At 65.9% G+C, this 22,191-nt stretch carries 19 protein-coding genes and 1 pseudogene; 8 read left to right on the plus strand and 12 right to left on the minus strand.

Going from position 1 to position 22,191, the window contains the following annotated elements; genetic code table 11:
- Positions 1–91: 91 nt before the first annotated feature.
- The 8 genes from AB7008_RS12595 to AB7008_RS12630 form a co-directional block, all read right to left on the minus strand.
- Positions 92–760 (minus strand): hypothetical protein, encoded by a 669-nt coding sequence (locus AB7008_RS12595; protein WP_441258897.1) that lies wholly within the window; start codon positions 758–760, stop codon positions 92–94.
- Positions 761–820: 60 nt separating this feature from the next.
- Positions 821–1,573, minus strand: a complete 753-nt coding sequence (locus tag AB7008_RS12600; RefSeq protein ID WP_028158229.1) for a hypothetical protein — start codon at positions 1,571–1,573, stop codon at positions 821–823.
- A gap of 217 nt (positions 1,574–1,790) precedes the next feature.
- Positions 1,791–2,993 carry a M48 family metallopeptidase gene (locus AB7008_RS12605; RefSeq protein WP_441258898.1) on the minus strand — a complete coding sequence of 401 codons (1,203 nt, stop codon included), beginning with the start codon at positions 2,991–2,993 and terminating at the stop codon, positions 1,791–1,793.
- A 32-nt stretch (positions 2,994–3,025) separates the two neighbouring features.
- Positions 3,026–3,586 (minus strand): LemA family protein, encoded by a 561-nt coding sequence (locus AB7008_RS12610; protein WP_028158227.1) that lies wholly within the window; start codon positions 3,584–3,586, stop codon positions 3,026–3,028.
- Positions 3,587–3,721: 135 nt separating this feature from the next.
- A complete protein-coding gene (locus tag AB7008_RS12615) occupies positions 3,722–4,699 on the minus strand; it encodes a small ribosomal subunit Rsm22 family protein (RefSeq protein WP_304494658.1) in 978 nt (325 codons plus the stop codon).
- A 114-nt stretch (positions 4,700–4,813) separates the two neighbouring features.
- The gene (gene smc / locus AB7008_RS12620; RefSeq protein WP_304492997.1) at positions 4,814–8,278 is read right to left on the minus strand and encodes a chromosome segregation protein SMC; all 3,465 of its coding nucleotides are present in this window, start codon (positions 8,276–8,278) and stop codon (positions 4,814–4,816) included.
- 218 nt (positions 8,279–8,496) lie between these two features.
- A complete protein-coding gene (locus AB7008_RS12625) occupies positions 8,497–9,168 on the minus strand; it encodes a DsbA family protein (protein WP_304492998.1) in 672 nt (223 codons plus the stop codon).
- 127 nt (positions 9,169–9,295) lie between these two features.
- On the minus strand, positions 9,296–9,787 hold the full coding sequence (locus AB7008_RS12630; RefSeq protein WP_441258899.1) for a DUF721 domain-containing protein: 492 nt from the start codon (positions 9,785–9,787) through the stop codon (positions 9,296–9,298).
- Positions 9,788–9,915: 128 nt separating this feature from the next.
- Between AB7008_RS12630 and mutY the strand changes: the two genes are divergently transcribed.
- The gene (gene mutY, locus AB7008_RS12635; protein WP_441258900.1) at positions 9,916–11,055 is read left to right on the plus strand and encodes an A/G-specific adenine glycosylase; all 1,140 of its coding nucleotides are present in this window, start codon (positions 9,916–9,918) and stop codon (positions 11,053–11,055) included.
- Positions 11,056–11,107: 52 nt separating this feature from the next.
- On the plus strand, positions 11,108–11,530 hold the full coding sequence (locus tag AB7008_RS12640; RefSeq protein WP_014497373.1) for a PaaI family thioesterase: 423 nt from the start codon (positions 11,108–11,110) through the stop codon (positions 11,528–11,530).
- A gap of 208 nt (positions 11,531–11,738) precedes the next feature.
- Here the strand turns inward: AB7008_RS12640 and AB7008_RS12645 are convergent, their stop codons facing one another.
- Positions 11,739–13,016, minus strand: a complete 1,278-nt coding sequence (locus AB7008_RS12645; protein ID WP_441258901.1) for a flavin-dependent oxidoreductase — start codon at positions 13,014–13,016, stop codon at positions 11,739–11,741.
- Between the two features lie 140 nt (positions 13,017–13,156).
- Between AB7008_RS12645 and AB7008_RS12650 the strand changes: the two genes are divergently transcribed.
- Complete coding sequence (locus AB7008_RS12650) at positions 13,157–13,777, plus strand: glutathione S-transferase family protein (RefSeq protein ID WP_028158220.1); 621 nt, start codon at positions 13,157–13,159, stop codon at positions 13,775–13,777.
- Between the two features lie 100 nt (positions 13,778–13,877).
- On the opposite strand, the gene AB7008_RS12655 is transcribed toward AB7008_RS12650, so the two are convergent.
- Positions 13,878–14,801 carry a LysR family transcriptional regulator gene (locus AB7008_RS12655; RefSeq protein ID WP_441258902.1) on the minus strand — a complete coding sequence of 308 codons (924 nt, stop codon included), beginning with the start codon at positions 14,799–14,801 and terminating at the stop codon, positions 13,878–13,880.
- 91 nt (positions 14,802–14,892) lie between these two features.
- Between AB7008_RS12655 and AB7008_RS12660 the strand changes: the two genes are divergently transcribed.
- From AB7008_RS12660 to AB7008_RS12680, 5 genes are all read left to right on the plus strand, one after another.
- Complete coding sequence (locus AB7008_RS12660) at positions 14,893–15,336, plus strand: nuclear transport factor 2 family protein (RefSeq protein WP_038956571.1); 444 nt, start codon at positions 14,893–14,895, stop codon at positions 15,334–15,336.
- A 53-nt stretch (positions 15,337–15,389) separates the two neighbouring features.
- Positions 15,390–15,557, plus strand: a complete 168-nt coding sequence (locus AB7008_RS12665; protein WP_441261204.1) for a DUF1127 domain-containing protein — start codon at positions 15,390–15,392, stop codon at positions 15,555–15,557.
- 130 nt (positions 15,558–15,687) lie between these two features.
- Positions 15,688–16,272, plus strand: coding sequence for a biliverdin-producing heme oxygenase (locus tag AB7008_RS12670; protein WP_441258903.1), 585 nt, complete (start codon positions 15,688–15,690; stop codon positions 16,270–16,272).
- Positions 16,269–18,815, plus strand: a complete 2,547-nt coding sequence (locus AB7008_RS12675) for an HWE histidine kinase domain-containing protein (protein ID WP_441258904.1) — start codon at positions 16,269–16,271, stop codon at positions 18,813–18,815. The genes AB7008_RS12670 and AB7008_RS12675 overlap by 4 nt, the downstream gene beginning before the upstream one ends.
- A 270-nt stretch (positions 18,816–19,085) precedes the next feature.
- Positions 19,086–21,095, plus strand: coding sequence for a HAMP domain-containing methyl-accepting chemotaxis protein (locus AB7008_RS12680; protein ID WP_441258905.1), 2,010 nt, complete (start codon positions 19,086–19,088; stop codon positions 21,093–21,095).
- Positions 21,096–21,147: 52 nt separating this feature from the next.
- On the opposite strand, the gene AB7008_RS12685 is transcribed toward AB7008_RS12680, so the two are convergent.
- Positions 21,148–21,834: a glutathione S-transferase family protein gene (locus AB7008_RS12685; RefSeq protein WP_028150727.1), complete on the minus strand. Its 687-nt coding sequence runs from the start codon at positions 21,832–21,834 to the stop codon at positions 21,148–21,150.
- A 161-nt stretch (positions 21,835–21,995) separates the two neighbouring features.
- Positions 21,996–22,160: pseudogene (locus AB7008_RS12690) on the minus strand (LysR family transcriptional regulator); the annotation flags it as partial.
- Between the last annotated feature and the right edge of the window lie 31 nt (positions 22,161–22,191).

The following is a 22,191-nucleotide window of genomic DNA, read 5'->3' on the forward strand; positions in this document are numbered from 1 at the left end:
GGTGGGACCTTGCTGAGAGGGATACCGATGTCCGACTCTCAATAGGTCTGGTCGGGCCCACAGTCAATATTATCCGGGTAAAATTATCACCTCAGGAGCGCTGCAGGATCAGGCTGAGCTCGAGCTCGCGGAAGGCGAGGTAGTTCCGCCGGGTCCACTGGTGCAGTTCGGTGGAGGCGTCCTTCTCCTGGCGCAGATAGCCGGTGAAGGAGAAGTTCAGCCGGTCGATATAGGTCTTGAGGAAGCCGGGCAGCGCGGGCAGGCGGAACAGCCGCCCGGTCGCCATCGCGGCCGGCAGCTCGCCGCGCACGACGTGCTCATTGTCCACCGTGATCAGGTTCATTCGGGGGATCTGCCCGCGGAGCATCTCGTGGGCGCGGGCCGAGACGCGATCGGTATCGGCGACGAACAGGATCATCGGCGCGACGTGGCTGCGCGCGGCCTCCTTCAACAGGCCGATCTCGTCGGTCATCTTGAAGAACTCGTCGAAGGCGTGGAAGCCGAGGTCGATCACCTTGGCTAGGCCGTCATCGACGATGACGCGGTCCATCAGCTGCATCTTGCCGTAGGTGTCGATCACGTCGGCCGTTTCTGTGACCTTCGGCAGATAGTCGAGCAGCGACGGCTCCTTCAGATTGACGTCGAAGGCCGCGACGTCGCCGTTCTTGAGCAGCAAAAATTCGCTCAAAAGCCGCGCCAGCAGCGTCTTGCCGACCTGCGGGCGGGGCGAGCAGATGATGTAAAGGGGCGTCGCGGGCATCGGCAGCTATATCAGGCGAACTTGCCGCCCAATCCAGCCGTATCAGCCCGGGCTCTGCAACTATTTTTCGCTGTTGCGGGTGGCGGGTTTCGATCCGACGATGTCGGTCAGCCGGATCCGGTCGAACTCGCTCCAGACATTCGCCAGCCAGTGCCGGACATAGCCACGCAGCACGAAGGAGTAGTTCGCGGCCTCGTCGTTGATACCCTTGTTGGCGACGAATTTCAGGAACGGGACGGAGGACACCTCAACCTGCTCATAGGCCATTTCGTTGAGCTTGGGGATGGTCAGCTCGGTCGCGTCCTTGATGCGGTGGAAATAGGAATTGTAGGTCGACTGGTCCCACTGGAAGAACTGGGTGTCGTTGATGAAGTTCTTGACCAGGAAATATTTTGCGCCGCCCATGAAGCCTGCGGTCTCGGCGATTTCGTCGAGCGACGCGATCGAGGGGCCGAGGATATGGAACACCGCGAAGGTGATCTGGCCGGCCTTGGCGGCGTCGAGGAAGCCGATGTCGCGCAGCGAGGCCAGCGCCGGCGAGAGCAGGCCGGCGCGGACGTCGATCACGGTCACCGACGGGCTCGCCGCGTTGAGCGTGTCGAAAATCTTCATCTGGTCCGCGGTCGTCATCATGTCGACGATCTCGGTGATCTCGGGGTGGAAGCGCTTCAGGGTTCCGCGCGGCGACTCCGTGTCGAAGGCGCGTGTCGGTACGTTGTTGGCGGAAAAATAATCGAGCAAGGTGCGCGACACCGTGGTCTTGCCCACCCCGCCCTTGTCCGCGCCCACCACAACCACTGCCGGCTTTGCCATTGCTGTCCCCTAACGCGCCCTCCGATTGCGAGGTCGCAATCGGCCGGGCCCCAAATCGATGTCCCAAGGATGTCTCAAGGATGTCCCAAGTCTGCTGTTGGGCGCGAACATGGCAGAAACAAGGGAGAATTCAAATCCTCGGCCTATGGTTGTGGCAATTTCCGAGGTTTTTCCCAATCGCAACGCAACCCTTCGCAAGTCGCTTAAAATCCCGCCCTTAACGACGGCCCCATGGACCCATCGGATTGCCGGCTGCAGTTCCGGAGGGGGCGGGCACGGGCGGCGGACTGGCCGAGCCGCCTGCATCGTCCCAAGGCCCTTGGCGCAACGGCGGCGGGCCGTCCTGCCGCTCCACCTGTGCCTCAGGCTCGTCCGTCTCGTCGGGCGGTGGCAGCGGGCCGGGATCATGGCCGCCGGCGAACTTGACCAGCGCGTCGACCCGGGACTGCACCGAGGGATGGGTCGCGAACAAATCGGCAAAGCCCTCGCGCGGATTGTCGACGCAGAGCTCCATCACCGCCGAGGTCGCGCCCGGCAGCTCGCCGCGGTTCTCGATCTTGCGCAGTGCCGAGATCATGGCGTCCGGATCTTTCGTCAGCTCGACGGAACCTGCGTCGGCGAGATATTCGCGCGAACGCGACAGCGCGAGCTTCACCACCTGCGACAACAGCCACGCCACCACGATCAGCACGACCGCGATGATGATCACGATCACCGCGCCGCCGCCGGAACTCTTGCTGTCGCTCGATGACGAGGACGATCGCGACGATGAGGACGAGCCCGATGACCACGAGCCGCCGGAGCCGGAGCTCCAGTTGAAGCTCGTGAACAGGCGGAAGAACAACTCGCCGAAGAAGCCGACCACGCCGGCGATGATGACGGCGACCACCATGAGCTGGACGTCGTCGTTCTTGATGTGGGTCAGCTCGTGGCCCAGCACCGCCTCGATCTCCTTGTCATCAAGCGCATTGAGGAGACCCGTGGTCACGGTGATCGAATATTGCCGCGGATTGAGGCCGGTCGCGAACGCGTTCAGCGCCGGGCTCTCCATGATCTTCAGCTTCGGCATGGTGATGCCGCGCGAGATGCATAGGTTTTCGAGCAGATTGTAGAGCCGCGGCTGTTCCTGCCGGGTGACGTCGTGGCCGCCGGTCACGGCATCGATCATCGACTGGTGGAAGAAATAGGCGATGACGATCCAGGCCGCTGCCGCGATCGTCGCGAACGGCGCGGCGACGATGAGGTCGTGGAAAGCGCGGCTCAGATAGTAGGCGACAGTGCCATTGCTGTTGGTGACGACTTCCGCGACGAGCGCGCCGGCATAGACCAGCACGTAGACCAGCATGAACAGGCCGGCGAGCAGCAGCATCGAACGAAACTTGTTCGAGGCGATGTGCGTGTAGAGACCATACGCGGCCATGACGCGATGCCCTGCCGGCCTATCGGCTCAACTCAGAACTTCACCTGCGGAGCGGCCTCGACTTCGGTGCGGCTGGCGCCGAGATCGAAGAAGTCCTTCTTGGTGAAGCCGAACATGCCGGCGAACAGGGCGGCGGGCATCTGCTGGATGCCGGTGTTGTATTCCTGGACCGCGTTGTTGAAGAAGCGGCGGCTCGCCGCGATCTTGTTCTCGAGGTCGGAGAGCTCGCTGGCGAGCTGCTGGAAGTTGGCGTTGGCCTTGAGGTCCGGATAGGCCTCGGATAGCGCGATCAGCCGGCCGAGCGCGCCGGAGAGCTGGTTCTCGGCGGCGGATACCTGCGCCGGCCCCTGCGCCGACATCGCCGAGTTGCGCGCCTTGATGACGTCGTCGAGCGTGCCACGCTCATGCGAGGCATAGCCCTTCACCGTCTCGACCAGGTTCGGGATCAGATCGTGGCGCTGCTTGAGCTGCACATCGATGTCGGCAAAGGCCTGGCCGACGCGCTGGCCCAGCGCCACCAGCCGGTTGTAGGCGCTGAACGCCAGGAACACGAGGACGACGATGACGCCGAGAACGATCCAGCCGGTCGACATGGAGAACTCCTGAAGGGGGAAGAAGGCGGGCGCAGCCTAGACCAAATTGGCGCAGGGCGAGAGCCCGGCGCAGAGGAAGGTAAGACTTGGTCGAATGGGGAACCATCCGAGTTCAAGGCAAAAGCGTCGACGAAGTTAACTTTCGGCAATGACCGCGTCGCCCCACCGCCAGCGCCGGGCGTTTGCATAGGCGGCCTTGTCGCGCCGTGGGACCTTGGTGATGGCGAGGCCGCCCTCCATGCAGAGCTTTGCGCTGATCTCGGCTTTGCCGACATCCGCTGGCGCGAGCACGCGCGCGGCACGTGTTGCGGGCGCCGTCCGGGTCAGGGCGATGTAGATGAAGCGCTCGTCCTCGAACGGCACGTCGGCGCCCTTGATCTGGCGGTGCGCTTGCGAGCGCGGCAGGCGCTGGCTGAAATGGCACCAGTCGGGTGCCGTGAGCGGGCACGGCTTTTCGTGCGGGCAGGGCGCGGCGACATAGGCACCGAGCGCGATCAGCTGCTGGCGCAGCGCGAGGATGCGCGCGTAGCCGGCCGGTGTGCCGGGCTCGATCACCACCAGCGCGTGGCGCGCTTTCGCCCACATCGTTTCCGCCAGTTCGCGCTGGTCGGTTTCACTGAGCTCGCCGATGACGTAGCTCGCGACGACGATATCGGCTTGCGAGACCTCGGCGAGGTTGGCACCGGCGTCGCCCGGCAGATAGCGGCAATCGGCGAGACGCGCGCTGTCGCGCGCCAGTTCGAGCGCGAGACGGCTGAGGGTCGCGTTGGCGTCGAGCAGGGTAAAATCCTGCAGCGACGGAAAGGCCTCAGCAGCGGCCCAGCTCGCGGTGCCTGGGCCCGCGCCGACGTCGAGCAGGGTTTCCGGGGCGAGGTCCGGCGCCATCTCGGTCAGCGCATTCAGGCTGGCCGCGACGGCCGCATAGGTCGCCGGCATCCGCGCCAGCGCATAGGCAAGCGCGTCGGCGTCGGACTTGATGGTGCCGGAGGTGCCGCCTGCACGATAGGCGGTCGAGATTTTTTGCGAGCGCTGTGCGGCGTCGGTGCGGGAGAAGCCCTGGAGCTTGCCGTCGAGGGCGGCTTTCAGTTCGGCGGGGAGGGAGGGTGAGATCATCGACAACCTCGCGTCATTCCGGGGCGCGCGACGCGCGAACCCGGAATCCAGAGATTGTAGCGCGAGATTCCGGGTTCGATGCTGCGCATCGCCCCGGAATGACGGTCAATCTTCTCAAGCCACGTTCTGGTCGAGAATGTCCACCGCCTCTGCCAGGCTCACCGACACCAGCTGCGACACGCCGCGCTCGGCCATGGTGACGCCGAACAGCCGGTTCATCCGCGCCATCGTGATCGGGTTGTGCGTGATGATGATGAAGCGGGTGTCGGTCGAGCCGGTCATCTCGTGCAGCAGATTGCAGTAGCGCTCGACGTTGTGGTCGTCGAGCGGTGCGTCGACTTCGTCCAGCACGCAGATCGGCGAGGGGTTGGTGAGGAACACCGCGAAGATCAGCGCCATCGCGGTCAGCGCCTGCTCGCCGCCCGAGAGCAGCGACAGCGTCTGCGGCTTCTTACCCGGCGGCTTCGCGATGATCTCGAGACCGGCTTCGAGCGGATCGTCGCTCTCGATCAGGTGCAGCGCCGCTTCGCCACCGCCGAACAGCTCGACGAACAGGCGCTTGAAATGGTTGTTGACGACCTCGAACGAGGTCAGGAGGCGCTCGCGCGCTTCCTTGTTGAGGCTCTGGATGCCCTGGCGCAGCCGCTTGATGGCTTCGACGAGGTCGTCGCGCTCGGTGACGAGGCCGGTGTGCTGGGTCTCGACCTCGCGCAGCTCTTCCTCGGCGCGCAGGTTGACGGCGCCGAGGCGCTCGCGGTCGCGGCGCATCTTTTCGAGGTCTTCCTCGATGTCGTGCAGCGGCGGCAACTCGGCGCCGGGCTCGATCTCGGCGAGGCCGGCAACGGCCTGCGGCTCGACCTCCAGCATGTCGCGGATCTCGCGTTCGATGTCCTCGAGCCGGCGCCGTGCGCCTTCCATGCGTTCCTCGGCGCGCGCGGTGGCCTCGCGGGAGCTCGACAGCGCTTCGAGTGTCAGCTTGGCGACGCGATCGGTTTCGGCCATCGCGGTCTCGGCCGAGGCGAGCGCGTCGGCGGCCATGCGGCGGTCGTTTTCCGCGTATTCGATCTCGGTGATCAGCGCGCTGCGCTTCTCGGCGAACACGGCGGGCGCGTTTTCGAGATCGCTGCGCTCGATCGAGACCTCGGTGATGCGGGTCTGGATGGTGTCGATGTGAGAGGCCGCGCTCTCCTTGCGGTTCTGCCACTCGGTGCGCTCGGCGAGGATCGCCTGCACGCGGCGGTCCGCGAGTTCCGCCTCGCGCGCCAGCGCCTGCGCCTCGGCGCGGACCTGGGCGGCCATGCGGCGATGGCCTTCGATGTCGCTGCGGACGGCGGCGAGACGGGTCTCGGTGTCCTCGCTCGACGGCAGCTCGGTGATGCCGGCGGCGGCATATTCGTACGCGGCCTCGGCCTCGGCGCGGTCGGCGGCGAGACGGCTATGGGCTTCCGACAGCGTCGCCTTGCGCGCGGCGCGGCGGCTGATCTCGCGCTCGGCCGTGGCATGACGCTCGCGCGCGACGTTCAGCTCGCGCTGCGCGGCGCGCCAGGCTTCGCGGCTCGCACCTTCGGTGCTGGCGGCCATCTGCAGCTCGGACTCGGCGTTCTCCAGCGCCTGACGCTTGATCTGCGCGTCGATGCGGGCCTGTTCCAGCTCGTTCTCGATGTCGACGAGGCGGGCGCGCTCGGCGAGGCGCCGTGCCGCGCCGGTCGGGGCGTGGGCCGCGGCGACAAAGCCGTCCCAGCGCCAGACGTCGCCTTCGGGCGAGACCAGCCGCTGGCCGGTCTTGAGCTGCGAGACCAGCTCGGCGCCGCGCTCGCGCGGCACCACGCCGATCTGGGCCAGGCGGCGCGCCAGCTCGGCGGGCGCCTGAACGTGGCTCGCGAGCGGCACGACGCCCTCGGGCAGCTCCGGATCGCCGTCGGTGACGCCGGCATTGGTCCAGCGCATCGGCGCGGATGGATCGACCGGCGCATCGAGATCGTCGCCGAGCGCTGCGCCGATCGCCTTCTCAAAGCCCTTGTCAACGGTGATGCCGTCGATGATCGGCGGCCACAGATTCTTGGTCTCGCCGTTGACGATCTTGGAGATCGTGCGCGCCTCGGTATCGAGCCGCTGCACGCGCTTGTCGGCTTCGACGAGCGGCGAGCGCGAGGATTCCAGCGTCTGCCGCGCGGCAACGTGGGCAGCCTCGCTCGCCTGGGCCGCGGCTTCCGAAGCAGCAAGGGTCTGCTCCGCGGTCTCGACCGTTGCGGTCAGCTCGTCGAGATCGCCGAAGCCGCCGGTCTCGTCGGCAAGCTTCTGCTCTTCGGCTGTGACGTTCGAAATCTCCTGGTCGAGCCGGGCCAGCTTGTCGCGATGGGTGCGGACGTTGGCCTCGAGCTGATTGCGCTTGGCGGTGAGGTCGGCAAGCGCCGTGGTGAGCTCGGCGAACTGCTGCTCCGTTTCGGTCAGCACCGCCTCGGCTTCGCTGACGCGCTCGTCGACGCCGGAGCGCTTCTCGACCCGCGACTTGATCTCTTCCTTCAGCTCGGCGTCTTCGGTGTCGAGCCGCTGGAGCGCGACGTCGGCGTCCATGGTCTGCTGCTGGGCGCGGGAGATGTCGCCCTCGAACTGGGCGAGGCGCCGCTCGAGCTCGGCGACGCGCTCCTTGGCGCGCTCTTCCTCGCGGTCGAGCAGTTCGCGCGCATTGGTCAGGCGCTGCAGCCCGGCCGCGGCGCGCGCTTCGGCATCGCGCAGCGCCGGCATTTCGGCAGCGCGGATCGCCTGGATGCGGGCGGCTTCGGCCTGGTGCTGGGTGCGTTCGGCCATCTCGCGAACCGCGAGATCATGGGTCTGGCCGGATTCGTTGACATCGGCATGCGCGCCGATCCAGCGCAGGTGGAACAGCGTGGCTTCCGCCTTGCGGACCTTGGCCGCGACTTCGCGATAGCGCACGGCCTGACGGGCTTGCTTCTTCAGGCCTTCCATCTGGCCGCCGAGCTGGCCGATCACGTCCTCGACGCGGGTGAGGTTGGTTTCGGCGGCCTTCAGCCGCAATTCGGCCTCGTGGCGGCGGGCGTGCAGGCCGGCGACGCCGGCAGCATCTTCCAGCACGCGGCGGCGCTGCTCGGGCTTGGCTTGGATGATCTCGCCGATCTTGCCCTGGTGGACGAGGGCGGGCGAGCGCGCACCGGTGGCGGCGTCCGCGAACAGGATCTGCACGTCGCGCGCACGCACGTCGCGGCCGTTGATGCGATAGACCGAGCCGGCCTCGCGCTCGATGCGGCGGGAGATTTCCAGAAGCTGGCTGTCGTTCATCGCCGCCGGCGCGGTGCGATCGGCATTGTCGATCGTCATCGTCACTTCGGCGTGGTTGCGCGCAGGACGGTTGCCGGAGCCGGCGAAGATCACCGCGTCCATGTCGGCGGCGCGCAGCGACTTGTAAGACGTCTCGCCCATCGCCCAGCGCAGCGCCTCGACCAGATTCGACTTGCCGCAGCCGTTGGGGCCGACCACGCCGGTTAGGCCGGGCTCGATGACGAAGTCCGTGGGCTCAACGAAGGACTTGAAGCCGTGAAGGCGCAGGCGGGTGATTTTCATAAGCACGCATCTCTGTTGGCAGGCGCGAATCCCCCTGCCGGGACAATACCATGGAAGGCAATGTCACTCTCTGGGTGAGTCGCGCGAGGCGCCTCATGCGGTCGGACAATGGCCGCGGTGCGCCGCGAGAGCAACCGGCGAAAGCCGCTTTTCCCAAGGGATTTATGCCGGGAAAGATACGGCTTTCGAGATGCGAATCAGGCCTTGAGCGGGGAAAATCAGCTCTTCAGCAGCGGATTGATCTTCTTGGCGAATTCATCGAACGAGGCTTCGCCCTTGATCTTCTCGCCGTTGATGAAGAAGGTCGGCGTCGAATCCACCTTCAGAACGTCGCTGGCGTATTTCTGGTCGGCGGCGATCTTGTCGAGCAGCGCCTGATCCTTCAGGCAGGCCTCGACCTGCTGCTGGGTGAGGCCGGCCTGCTTGCCGATCCGCGTCAGCGTCTCGGTGGTGTTCTTCAGCACCCAGTCGTTCTGCTGGCGGAACAGCATGTCGGTGACCGCGAAATATTTCGGCGCGTCGTCCTTGGCGATGCAGCGCGACAGCATCGAGCCGGCGGCGGCTTTGATGTCGAGCGGGAACTCGCGGAAGATGTAACGCACCTTGCCGGTGTCGATGTATTCCGACTTGATCTTGGGGAACACCTGCTCGTTGAACGCCGCGCAATGCGGGCAGGTCATCGAGGCATATTCGGTGATGGTGACGGGGGCATCCTTGGGACCGAGTGCCATGTCGGGCAGCGACACGGGCTTGGCCACATCGGCGGCCGACTGCGCCATTGCTTGAGGGATCATGGCCTCGGAGATGAACCGCAGCGGCGACAGCCCGGCGAGCGCGGCAAGACCGGTCAGCGACAGCATCGTGTTGAAGGCGCGGCGGGTGATGATCAAGGTCGGCTCCCGAATTGGCGTGGTCTCGCCCGAAGTTCCCGTTCGGGCGGCCTGTCGCTAGCTTGAAACGTAGGTTGAGGCAATGGCGAGCGACAGGGACGGGTCCAGATTACCGGCGGAATGAGGCTCAATTTCGCTTGATGGCGGCTCCGAGCCGTGCCAGCGCTGTCTTCAATTCTTCATCTTCGATGTCCCCCAGGCTCTCCGCCACCTTGGCCACCGATTTGGGATCCGGCGGACCGGGCCGGACCGGCCGCCGGGCGCGCGACAGGGGGGCCTGGCGGAAGGCGAGCTTGCCGACCGCGCTCCAGCCGAAGAAGCGATTGACCCGCTCCAGGATCACGTCGGCGGAGTGCTGGATCTCCAGCGCCATCGGCCCCTCGACCCGCAGCACCAGCGTCGCCGGCTCCTGCGGCTGGCCCTCGACCGGCCGCGGCCATTGCATCTTCAAAGGCTCGGCATGGGCCGCAATCTCCGGCCCGGCAATCTGCGGCCACCGCGTCACCAGCTCGCGCGCGGCAAATCCCTGCTTGGCATAGGCCTCGGCAAAGACGTCGTTGAGAAGCAGCGACAGCGGCTTGGCGCTGATGGGACCGGGTTTGGGAGGGAATTTGGACATGGACCCTTATAGCACTTCGGAGGGCAGGCCTCACCATTGGGGAGCGGTCCGCGAAGAAAGACGTGGATGCCCGCGACGAGCGCGGGCATGACGTGGAGAGGCCGGCGCGTTGCCGCTACAGTGAGAGCATGAGCCCCAGATCTGCCCTCAAGGCCAAGTCGGAACCAATTCAGCCGGAGGCATCGGCTCGCCCAACGCTGCTGCTCGCCTGGTACGACCGCCATCGCCGCCGTCTGCCATGGCGCGCGATGCCCGGCGAGACCTCGGACCCTTACCGGGTCTGGCTGTCGGAGATCATGCTCCAGCAGACCACCGTGAAAGCCGTCGGCCCCTATTTCGAAAAATTCGTCGCGCGCTGGCCTGACGTCACGGCGCTGGGGCGGGCGTCGCTGGATGACGTGCTGCGGATGTGGGCCGGGCTCGGCTATTACTCCCGCGCGCGCAATCTCCATGCCTGCGCCGTGGCCGTGACGCGCGAGCACAGGGGCGTGTTTCCGGACACGGAAGAGGGGCTGCGCGCGCTGCCGGGCATCGGACCCTATACGGCCGCCGCGATCGCCGCGATCGCGTTCGACCGCCGTACCATGCCTGTCGACGGCAATATCGAGCGCGTGGTGTCGCGCCTGTTCGCGGTCGAGGAGGAGCTGCCGCAGGCCAAGCCGCTGATCCAACAACTGGCGGCGACGCTGCTTGCCGACGCTCGCGCCGGCGACGAGACGTCTCGCGCCGGCGACAGCGCGCAGGCACTGATGGATCTGGGCGCCTCGATCTGCACGCCGAAGAAGCCGGCCTGCTCGCTCTGTCCGCTCAATGAGGATTGCACCGCGCGTGCGCTGGCGACGCAGGAAACGTTTCCGCGCAAGGCGCCGAAGAAGAGCGGAACGTTGCGGCGCGGTGCTGCCTTCGTCGTGACGCGCGGCGGCGAGCTGCTGGTCCGCTCGAGGCCCGAAAAAGGCCTCCTTGGCGGCATGACCGAGGTGCCGGGCTCGGACTGGTTGGCCGGCCAGGAAGACGCGACTGCGAAGCAGCAGGCGCCCGAGCTGAAGGGGCTGTCGCGCTGGCAGCGCAAGGTGGGCGTCGTCACCCACGTCTTCACGCATTTTCCGCTGGAGCTGGTGGTCTATACGGCGAAGGCCGAAGCGCGCACGCGCGCGCCCGAAGGCATGCGTTGGGTGCCGATCGCGACCCTCGCCGGTGAGGCGCTGCCCAACGTGATGCGCAAGGTGATCGCGCACGCGCTCGATCCTTCAACGGCCCCACCTTCCTGACAGCACGCTGGCAGCAGCGCTACGCTATCAGCGCCCGATACGGAGGCTGCCGATGGTCAAGACCGCACTCGACAATTTTCCAAGGCCGCCCTGCGCCGAGCTGCTCGGATGGCGCCTGCTCGATGCCCGTCCGGAGGAGGGCTGGATCAGGCTCGCCTTCGAGGGCAAGCCCGAGTTCTGCAATCCGGCGGGCTTCATCCAGGGCGGCATGCTCTCTGCCATGCTCGACGACACCATGGGGCCGGCCGTGCTGGTGATGAGCGAGGGCCGGCTCTACACCACCACGATCAGCATGACCGTGAATTTCCTCAGCCCCGCAAGGCCCGGCCCGATCATCGGTGAGGCCAGGGTGACGCAGCTCGGCAAGACGATTGCGTTCGTCGAGGCGAAGCTGATGGCCGAAGACGGCACGGTGCTGGCGACGGCGAGCGCCAGCGAGCGGCTGCTCGAGGCGGCGAGGGTGGTTGGCAAATAGCTAGCCGCGCACTCCACTTTCCTTCTCCCCTTGTGGGAGAAGGTGGCGCGAAGCGCCGGATGAGGGGTATGTCTCAGCGAATTCAAATGCGGATTGGGCTCGTCGAGACAGACCCCTCACCCAAGTGAGCCCTCATCTGCCAGCGTCGCTGCCCTCTCCCACAAGGGGCGAGGGCGCATTTATGCGCATCTCGCTTTGAGCGAGAGCATCACACCCCCGCGCGCGCGTCCTTGCTCACGATCGGCGGCTTCGCATTCAGCGCCTCGACCTGGAATCCCGCGACGCGCTTGTAGTTGGTGGCGATGTCTTCCAGCTCCTGCTGCGACAGCACGTCGGTGACGACGTCGTAGCCGCCGGGCGCGCGCTCCTCGACCAGCTGCATCACCTGCTCGGGGCCGTTCTTGCGGTTGAGCAGGACGAGGTCGGTGGTCGCGGGCCTGCGCTCGGCCTCATAGGCGAGCAGCGCCGCGGTCGTCGGGCCATGCGCCAGGATCTCGCGCGTGATGGTGCGGGCATCGAGGATCGCCTGCGAGGCGCCGTTCGAGCCGATCGGGTACATCGGGTGCGCGGCGTCGCCCATCAGCGTGACGCGACCGAAGGTCCATTGCGATACCGGATCGCGGTCGACCAGCGGATATTCGTAGGCGTGCGGGCAGTTCCTGATCAGGCCGGGGACGTCGAGCCAGTCGAACTGCCAGCTCTCGAACCAGGGCAGAAACTCCTTGAGCCGCGCGGTGCGGTTATAGTCCTCGCGCCGCCACTGATAGGTCGGCGGCATGTGGCGCTCGGCAACCCAGTTGATCAGATGGTTGCCCGCTGCATCCGGCGCCTTCGAAATCGGATAGCAGACGAATTTCAGGATCTCGTGCCCGGCCATGATCATGGTGCGGCCGGTGAGGAAGGCCTTTGACGGCGTGACGCCACGCCAGAGGATGCGGCCGTTCCAGATCGGCGGTCCCTCCTGCGGGTAGAGCTTCTCTCGCACGGCGGAATGGATGCCGTCCGCGGCGATCAGGATCGCGCCGTCGTAGCTGCCGGCAGCCTTGCCGGTCGCCCTGTCGATGAAGTCGGCGCGCACGCCGTTGTCCGTCTCGGTCCAGCCGGTCAGATGGTGGCTGGTCAGGATGTTGTCGCGGCCGAGCCGCTCGATCGCGGTGTCGAGCAGGAGCTGTTGGAGGGTGCCGCGATGGATCGAGAATTGCGGCCATTTATAGCCGGCTTCCAGCCCGCGCGGCTCGCTCCAGATCGGCTTGCCGTGCTTGGAGAAATAGGCGAGCTCGCGGGTGCGCACGCCGCTTTCGTCCAGCCGGTCCATCAGCCCGAGCTCGATCAGCTCGCGCACCGCATGCGGCAGCACGTTGATGCCGACCCCGAGCGGCTTCAGTTCCGCGACGCTCTCGAACACTTTTACCGGAACGCCGATTCCGTGCAGGCTGAGCGCAAGCGTCAGCCCGCCGATGCCGCCACCGGCGATGAGTACGGTCATGACAAACCCCTCCGATTGCGGGCGTCTTGGCACAGGCGGGCGGCGGTGGGCAACTGCGAAGAGCAAGAGCACGGAGAACGTCGTGCTATGGACCTGGCGGCCCGCAGCCGTTAGTTTCCAATTTTCCCATGAGGTCCGACATGCTCAAGCTCTACTACGCCACCGGCACCTGCGCGCTCGCCACCTACATGACCCTGGAGGAGGCCGGCGCCGACTACACGGCTGAACGGCTGAGCTTCAAGGATAACCAGCAGAACAGCCCGGAATACCTCGCGATCAATCCGAAGGGCCGCGTGCCGGCGCTGGTGACCGATCGCGGCGTGCTGACCGAGACGCCTGCGATGCTGGCCTACATCGCGCAGACCTTCCCCAAGGCGAAGCTCGCCCCGCTCGACGATCCCTTCGACTTCGCCCAGGTGCAGTCGTTCAATTCCTATCTCTGCTCGACCGCGCACATCAACCATGCCCACAAGATGCGCGGCGCGCGCTGGGCGACGCAGGAGAGCTCGTTCGCCGACATGAAGGCGATGGTGCCGAAGACCATGGGCGCCTGCTTCTCCTTGATCGAGCAGAAGATGTTCAAAGGTCCCTGGGTGATGGGCGACCAGTTCACGATCTGCGATCCCTACCTCCACACGCTCTCGCTCTGGCTCGAAGGTGACAGCGTCGACATCAACGCCACGCCGAAGATTGCCGATCACTTCAAGCGCATGTCGGACCGCCCCGCCGTGCGCAAGGTGATGGACGCGCAGAAGGCGTAGGAACGTAGCTCTTGTAGGGTGGGCAAAGGCGCAAAGCGCCGTGCCCACCACCTTTCCAAGTTGTGCGAAGAGGCGGTGGGCACGCTTCGCTTTGCCCACCCTACGATAGCTTGCGCTTGGCTTGCTCCAATTCCCGCCCCGTCTCCAGCATCAGCCGCCGCAGCCAGATCGAGCCCGGATCCATCTGCGCGCGGGTCGGATGGAACATGAACTGCTCGTCGATCCCGGGATCGAGCGGCGGCGTCACCGCGACGAGGCCGAGCTGCTTCGACAGCGCCGCGATCAGTCGGCGCGGCACGAAGGCGACGAGGTCGGTGCGGGCGGCGACGTGCAGCGCTTCGAGATAGCCTGACACCACCAGCGAAATGTGCCGCTCGATGCCCTTGGTCCGCAGCCAGGAGTCGATGAGATCCTCCGGTTGGCCGCGGATGATCACGCCGACATGGCGTGCCGCCAGGAACGTCTCGCGCCGCTTCAGCCTCGCAGCCATGGGATGGCCGCGTCGCACCGCCAGTGCGTCGCTGTCGGTGTAGAGCAGCTGGCGGTGAAAGCCCTTGAAGGCGTTGCCGATCGAGATCACGAGGTCGATGGTGCGGGCGAACTCGGCGTGAAAGATCGCAGGGCCCCGCCACGGTACGACGTCGATGCGGACGTTGGGCGCGGCCCGCGTCACCTTCTCCATCAAGGGCGGCATCAGCAGCTCGACCGCGAGATCCGGCATCATCAGGCGGAATTGCCGCTCGCTGCGCGCGGCGTCGAAGTCGTCGGGTATGAACAGCCCGCGCACCTGGTCGAGTGCCTGGGCCAGCGGTGCGCGGAGCGCTTGCGCCCGCGGCGTCAGCTCCATGCGCGCGCCGGTGCGCACCAGCAGCGGATCGCCGAAGATGTCGCGCAGGCGCTGCAACGCATGGCTCGCGGCCGGCTGCGACAGCCCGATCCGAAGCGCGGCCCGGCTGACATTGGCCTCGCGCAGCAGCGCGTCGAGCGCGGTCAGGAGATTGAGGTCGAGCGAATTCAAATTCATGGGGCGAATAGATATCATATCCACTATCGATTTGAAGAATTCTCTTCCGGCAGGGATGATCTCCGTGTTGCCACCAAACGGAGATGCCGCCATGAGCGCGAGCGCCAACAAGAAACTGATGCAGGATATCTTTGCCGCCGCCGCCAATCCCGATCCGGCCGCGCGCGACCGGGCCCTGTTCACCGCGAGCCTTGCCGACGATGCCAGATGGGTCGTGACCGGCCAGTATTCCTGGTCGCGCACCTTCACCGGCAAGGAGGCGATCCTTGGCGATCTGCACGGTTATGTGCGCACCCGCTTGCGCGACCGGACCCGCACCGTAGCTCACCGTTTCATCGCCGACGGCGACGTCGTCGTGGTGGAAGCCAAGGGCGACAACGTCACGCCCGAGGGCGTTCGTTATGACAACGACTACTGCCTGGTGTTTCGCCTCGAGGACGGGAAGATCAAGGAGATCCGCGAATATTGCGACTCGACCCTGACCGAGAAGGCGCTCGGTCCGTTTCCGCAGACGCCCGTGAGGGCCGCGAGCTGACCGGATTGAGGACCATCTCGTCCGCCGACCAGTGCCGTCGGCCCCGGTCGGCGATGGTCGTGTCGATCTGGCGCAGGCTGATAGCGATTGTCCATGGCAGGCGCGAACGGTCGCGAGCCCGGTACCAGCTCGCCGCCATGAGCGACCGGGAGCTTCAGGACTGCGGCATGACCCGGGCTGAGATCGCGTACGAACTGAGGAGACCGGTGCGACGGAGTTAGACAAACGGATGAGATCCAGGCGCTGCCTGCCCCATTTTATCGCAGCCGGCGGAACCTTCGGGTTCCGCCGGGCGTTTGCCCGTTTCCGGAGCAATCGCGCCCCCGGCATCGCACGCGTTTGGGAAATTTCATGCTGGCTGGGGTTTCGGACGTTTCAACACAGGTGGGCCGCAGCTTTTCCGGACTCCGCGAACGATTGAGAGATGCGACTGCGAATGCGCACCGGGAGCTCGATGCGCAGCTTTCGTCGTTCGACCTCACAGTCCTGTCCGGTTACCGCCGCTTCCTGCAAGCCAGCGCCGGCGCACTTCTTCCGCTCGAAGCTGCGCTCGTGCAGGCTGGTGTCGCCATCATGTTTCCGGATTGGCGGGAGCGGGCGCGTAGCGCCGCGATCGCGGCCGATCTCGCGCAGCTCGGCAGCGCCGCGCAATCCACCGTGTCCGTGCCGCCGCTGACGCGCAGTGGCATGCTCGGCACGTTGTATGTTCTGGAGGGCTCCCGGCTCGGTGCAAAGTTTCTGCTGAAGGCGGTCGCGGATGCGGGCGATCCGCGCATCGGCGAGGCCACCGCCTATCTCAGCCATGGCGCGGGCAAGCGGCTCTGGCAGAGCTTTCTGGCGAAGCTTCAAAACGACGAGGCATGCGACGAGGACGAGGCGATCGAGTCGGCACGCCTCGCTTTCGCGGCCTTCGAGCAGGCGGCGGACCGCGCATGAACGAGGCGGTCAATCTCACCAATTGCGATCGCGAGCCGATCCACATCCCCGGCAGCGTCCAGCCGTTCGGCTTCCTGCTCACGGTGCTGTCGGATTTCACGATCTGCATGGCCTCCGACAATGTCGGCAGCTTTCTCGGGACTGACGTCGCCGACCTGCTGCAGCAGCCGCTGTCGCGCGTCATCTCGGAAGCCGCCGTCGAGACCATTCGCAGCCGCGTCGATCATCTCAGCGGCCCCGATACGACCGAGCGCATGTTCGGTGTCGAGCTCCAGCCCGGCAAGCCGCCTTGCGATCTCTCCATCCACTTCTCCGGCGCCTATCTGGTCATCGAGGCGGAGCCCAGCGTCAGCGAGCCCGGCGTCAATTCCGGCGAGCTCGTCCGCCTGATGCTGGAGCGGATCCGCAAGACCCGCGGCATGACCGAGCTCGCCCGCGAGGCGGCGCGGCAGCTCAAGGTCCTGACCGGCTTCGACCGCGTCATGGTCTATCAGTTTCACCCGGACGGATCGGGCGAGGTGATCGCTGAAGCTGCGGAAGCCGGCCTCGAACGGTTCCTCGGCCTGCACTATCCGGCCTCCGACATCCCCAAGCAGGCCCGCATCCTTTATCAGCGCAACTGGCTGCGCATCATCGCCGATATCAATTCGACACCAGCCGCGTTGTTTTCGACGGCCACGCACAATGCGGGGCTGCTCGATCTCTCCATGAGCGTGCTGCGCTCGGTCTCGCCGATCCACATCGAATATCTGCGCAACATGGGCGTCGGGGCCTCGATGTCGGTGTCGATCCTGCGCGACGGCAAGCTGTGGGGCCTGTTCGCCTGCCACCATTATTCGCCGCGCTACATCTCGTTCGAGAAGCGCACCGCGTCCGAGCTATTCGGGCAGATGTTCTCCTGGATCGTGGAGGGGCGCGAGCGCGAGGGCAATGTCGCCTATGAGATGCGCGCTCACCAGGTGCAGGAGCGGTTGATCGAGACCGCGGCCTCGCACGAGCACAGCCGGCGCGCGATCGTGGACTTCCTCGGCGACTATCGCGGGATGATCGATTGCGACGGCGTGGCGGTGTGGTCCGACAACAAGATCACGCTTCAGGGCCAGACGCCGACCGAGGACGAGGTGAAGGAGCTGGTCGCCTACATCAACCGGACCTCACCGGGACGGATTTTCGCCAGTGCCGAGATTGCCAAGGTCTATGCCGCCGGCCAGTCCTTTCGCGACCGCGCGGCGGGATTTCTCGCCATTCCGATCTCGCGGACTCCGCGCGATTGCCTGATCTTCTTCCGGCGCGAGGTCGTGCGCTCGGTAAACTGGGCCGGTGCGCCCGACAAGGTCTATGACGAGGGACCGAACGGGCCGCGGCTGACGCCGCGCAAGAGCTTTGAGCTCTGGCAGGAAACGGTGGCGGGCCAGTCGAAACCGTGGTCAACGGCCGACATCCGCATCGCCGAGAGCCTGCGCGTCACGCTGCTCGAAGTGATCCTGCAACTGTCCGACCTTGCTGCCCGCGAGCGTCGCGGCGCACAGGAGCGGCAGGAGCTGATGATCGCCGAGCTCAATCATCGCGTCCGCAACATTTTGAGCCTCGTCCGCGCGCTGGTTGCGCAGAGCAAGGACACCGCCACTTCGGTCGAGGAGTTCGCCGGCGTGCTCGGCGGCCGAGTCCAGGCCTTGGCCCGTGCCCACGACCAGATCACCAATCTGAACTGGGCGCCGGTCGCGCTGCGCTCGCTGGTCGAGTCCGAGGCCGGCGCCTATCTCGGCGCGCGCGCCGGCCGCGTGAAGATGGGCGGGCCCGACGTCGCGCTCGATCCCAAGGCGTTCGCGACGCTGGCGCTGGTCGTGCACGAGATGATGACCAATTCCGCCAAATACGGCGCGCTCGCGGATTCCACCGGCCAGGTCGAGGTGGTCTGGCGGCTCGATCCGAATTCGAGCCTCGAGATCGAGTGGAAGGAGAGCGGCGGGCCGCCGGTGCAGCCGCCGTCGCGCCGCGGCTTCGGCACCACCATCATCGAGCGCTCGGTGCCGTTCGACCTCAAGGGCGAAGCCGAAATCCGCTTCGACCTGCTGGGCGTCCAGGCCAAATTCGTCATCCCGCCCAATTTCGTCGAACTGGTCCCATCAATCGCAGGAGCCGCCATGCGCGTCGAGGAGCAGCAACCCGCCCGTCCGCGAATTTCCGAGACGGCACTGATCGTCGAGGACAATCTGATCATCGCCATGGCGGCGGAAGTCATCCTGCTCGATCTCGGTGCCCGCCATGTCGATACTGCGGCGAGCGTCGACCAGGCGTTGCGCGCGATCGAGCGCACGCGTCCGGGCTTCGCGCTGCTCGATCTCAACCTCGGCAACGAGAGCAGCATCAAGGTTGCGCAGAAGCTGAAGGAGATCGGCGTGCCCTTCATGTTCGCGACCGGCTATGGCGAGCGCGCGCCGATCCCGGAAGAGCTGGCGTCCGCGCCGGTGGTCCAGAAGCCGTACACGCTGGAAGTCGTCGAGAACGCGCTCGGCAAATTGCAGGGGATGGTCGCCCAATAGACATCCATCCCGGCGACCCGTGCAGCGCTCTGCAAGCGGCTGCGGGCTTTGCACCGAAATCCGCGCAACTGCCGATAAAATCAGCAGGTCTTGTGCGGGCCGGCGCACACATGCGCGAAAAATCGGAAGGTTCAATTAACGAGTGTCCCTCATTGTACCGCGGTGCAGCGTGGGTGCCGAAAAGCGACTCGCGGCTGCCGGGGGTGGCCGTGACGATTGCCGGGGTCGTTCGTCCGCCCGAATTCACATGCACCTGGGTGGACAGTGGGAATGCCGAACTTTCGTTTGCGGATCAGGGGGCGCCTGTACGCAGGCTTCATGGCCTTGGTGGCGGTTGGTCTCGTGATGGCGGTGGTCGCCATCTGGAATTTGCGGTCCGTGCAGGACCAGGTCGCAAAGGCCTCGGCGTTTTCGGACAGCACGGCGCGGGTCCTGGAGGTCTCGACCCATCTTCAGGCGATCCAGCGCGCCAATCTGCGCTACATCTACGACGCCAGCGAGCCCGCAATGAAGGAGGCCGCAGAGCGGGAGACCGCGGCGACCGAGCTGTTGAAGGTCGGGGCGCAGGGGACGCTCTCCGAAGAGCGGCGGAAGCTCTACAACGATCTGATCGCCGACATCGCGAAAATGCGAAGCCTGCGTGACAATCTCGGCGACGCCGTCAACGAGGCGCGGACCGGCAAGGCGACGCTGCTGCCGAGCGGTGACGAGCTGACCGTCAAGATGGGCAAGCTGGTCGATGTGGCGCGCGCAGCCGTCGACGAAGACACCGGGGCCCTCGTCGCGGACCTCGAATCCAGGCTCCTTCTCGTCCAGATCGCGAACTGGCGTTTCCTGGCCCTGCGCGACAGCAAGGGGCCCGCCAACTTCAGAACCAATGTGGACAGGGCGTCGCAGCGCCTCTCGGCGCTCGAAAAGAGCCCGCAGGCGGCGGAATTGCGAACCACGCTCGCGCCGGTGAAGACCTCGCTCGGAATCTACAAATCCGCGTTCGAGACGACGTCGGCTGCGATGCTCCAGGCCGACGAGATCTACCACAAGAGCCTCGCGCCCCTAATCGTCGACAGCATCGCCAAGCTCAAGGTCGCGGAAGCCGCCTTGAAGAAGGACTACAAGGAGTCGCGCAGCCAGGCCGAAGCCGTGATCGACGGCACGACCACCGTGCAGGCGATCGCGGGCTGCCTTGCCACCCTGTTCGGATTGATCGTCGCCTTCCTGATCGCCCGCAGCATCGTCGGTCCCCTGACCTCGATGACGCGCGCGATGGGGTTGCTGGCCGGCGGCAATCTCGAGGTCGAGATTCCCGGGCGCGGCAAGGCCGACGAGATCGGCGACATGGCCAAGGCGATCGAGGTATTCAAGACCAACATGATCGACACCGAACGGCTGCGCACGGAGCAGACCGAGACCGAGGCGCGGCAGGCGGAGAGCCGCAAGGCCGACATGGTCCGGCTCGCCGACCAGTTCGAGCAGGCGGTCGGCGAGATCGTCGACACCGTGTCGTCGGCATCGAACGAGCTGGAGGCTTCGGCCGGCACGCTGACGGCGACCGCGACGCGTGCGCAGAATCTGTCGACCGAGGTGGCGTCGGCGTCACAGGAGGCCACGGCGAACGTGCAGGCGGTGGCGTCCGCGACCGAGCAGCTGTCCTCCTCGGTCACCGAGATCGCCCGCCAGGTGCAGGAATCAGCCCGGATCGCCAACGAGGCCGTCGGGCAGGCGAGCAAGACCAATGAGCGCGTCGGCGAGCTGTCCAAGGCGGCCGCCCGCATCGGCGACGTGGTCGAGCTGATCAGCACGATTGCCGGCCAGACCAACCTCCTGGCGCTCAACGCCACCATCGAGGCCGCGCGCGCCGGCGAGGCCGGCCGCGGCTTTGCGGTGGTCGCCTCCGAGGTCAAGGCGCTGGCCGAGCAGACCGCGAAGGCGACCGGCGAGATCGGCCAGCAGATTTCGAGCATCCAGGCCGCGACCGAGCAGTCGGTCGGCTCCATCAGGGAGATCAGCGGCACCATCGAGCGGCTCTCGGAAATCTCGTCGGCGGTTGCCGCCGCCGTGGAAGAGCAGGGCGCGGCGACGCAGGACATCTCCCGCAACGTCCAGCAGGCCGCTCACGGCACGCAGCGCGTCTCGACCAATATCGGCGACGTCCAGCGCGGCGCCTCCGAGACCGGCTCGGCCTCCTCGCAGGTGCTCTCGGCGGCGCGCTCGCTGTCTTCAGACAGCAACCGGCTGAAGCAGGAAGTCGCGAAGTTCCTGAACTCGGTCCACGCCGCCTGAACGCAAAAGGCCACGCGCGTGCGCGTGGCCTTTAAATCGCGGCGTCGCGCGATCAGGCGACCTTGGTCGTCATGTGCTTGAACATGTTGGCGCGCGCCTCGTCGTCCATCTCGGCCTTGAAGGTGAACTTGTCCTTCAGCGCGATCGCGCGCGCCGCCGCCGGCCGCGCCGAGATCTCGTCGACCAGCCGCTTCACGTTCGGGTAACGCGCAAAGGCATCGTCGCCGAGCTTGAACGGCACCATCCGCGCCCAGCCCCACAGCGCCATGTCGACGATCGAATAGCTGTCGCCGACCATGTAGCTGCGGCCCTTGAGGTGAGCGTCCAGGATCTTGTAGTGGCGATCGGTCTCGTACTGGTAGCGGTTATGCGCGTAATCGTGGTTCTGGTCCTTCGGCGCAAAGTGCTTGAAGTGCACGGCCTGACCCGAATACGGCCCGACGCCGGTGGCAATGAACATCAGCCATGACAGCGTCTCGCCGCGGACGTTGGCGGCGGGGAGGAACTTGCCGGTCTTCTCGGCGAGGTAGAGCAGGATGGCGTTCGAGTCGAACACGATGGTGCCGTTGTCGTCGATCGCCGGCACCTTGCCGTTCGGATTGATCTTCAGATAGTCCGGCGCGAACTGCTCGCCCGTGCGGGTGTCGATCTTGACCGGCTCGAAGGCCAGGCCGGCTTCTTCGAGGAACAGCGCGACCTTGGTCGGGTTCGGCGATCCGTTGAAATAGAATTTGAGCATGTTTGTCTCCCCGATTCCCTTTTTAGAGAATGATTGCAGCGTCGTGGCTTTCTCTGCCTGAACATGGCCCGGGAGAGCAACCGGCGAGTTTGCCGGGCGGTGTCTGCGCGGTACGCAGATCAGCCGGCGTAACAAGGGCCGATCGCCGCCGTAATGGCGGTTCAAGTCCGGCTGAGCCGTTCCCGCAGGAATTCGATGAAGCGCTGCGTCTTGGCTGGCAGCAGGCGCGTCTCGGTGACTGCGTAGACGGTGACGGGCGAGCCCTGCCATTGCGGCATGATGCGACGCAGCCGGCCATCCGCCACTTCGTCGGCCACGATCTCTTGCCGTCAGCTACCTGAGCCGCTTCGTCATCCT

Source organism: Bradyrhizobium sp. 521_C7_N1_3, assembly GCF_052075975.1.
GTDB lineage: Bacteria > Pseudomonadota > Alphaproteobacteria > Rhizobiales > Xanthobacteraceae > Bradyrhizobium > Bradyrhizobium japonicum.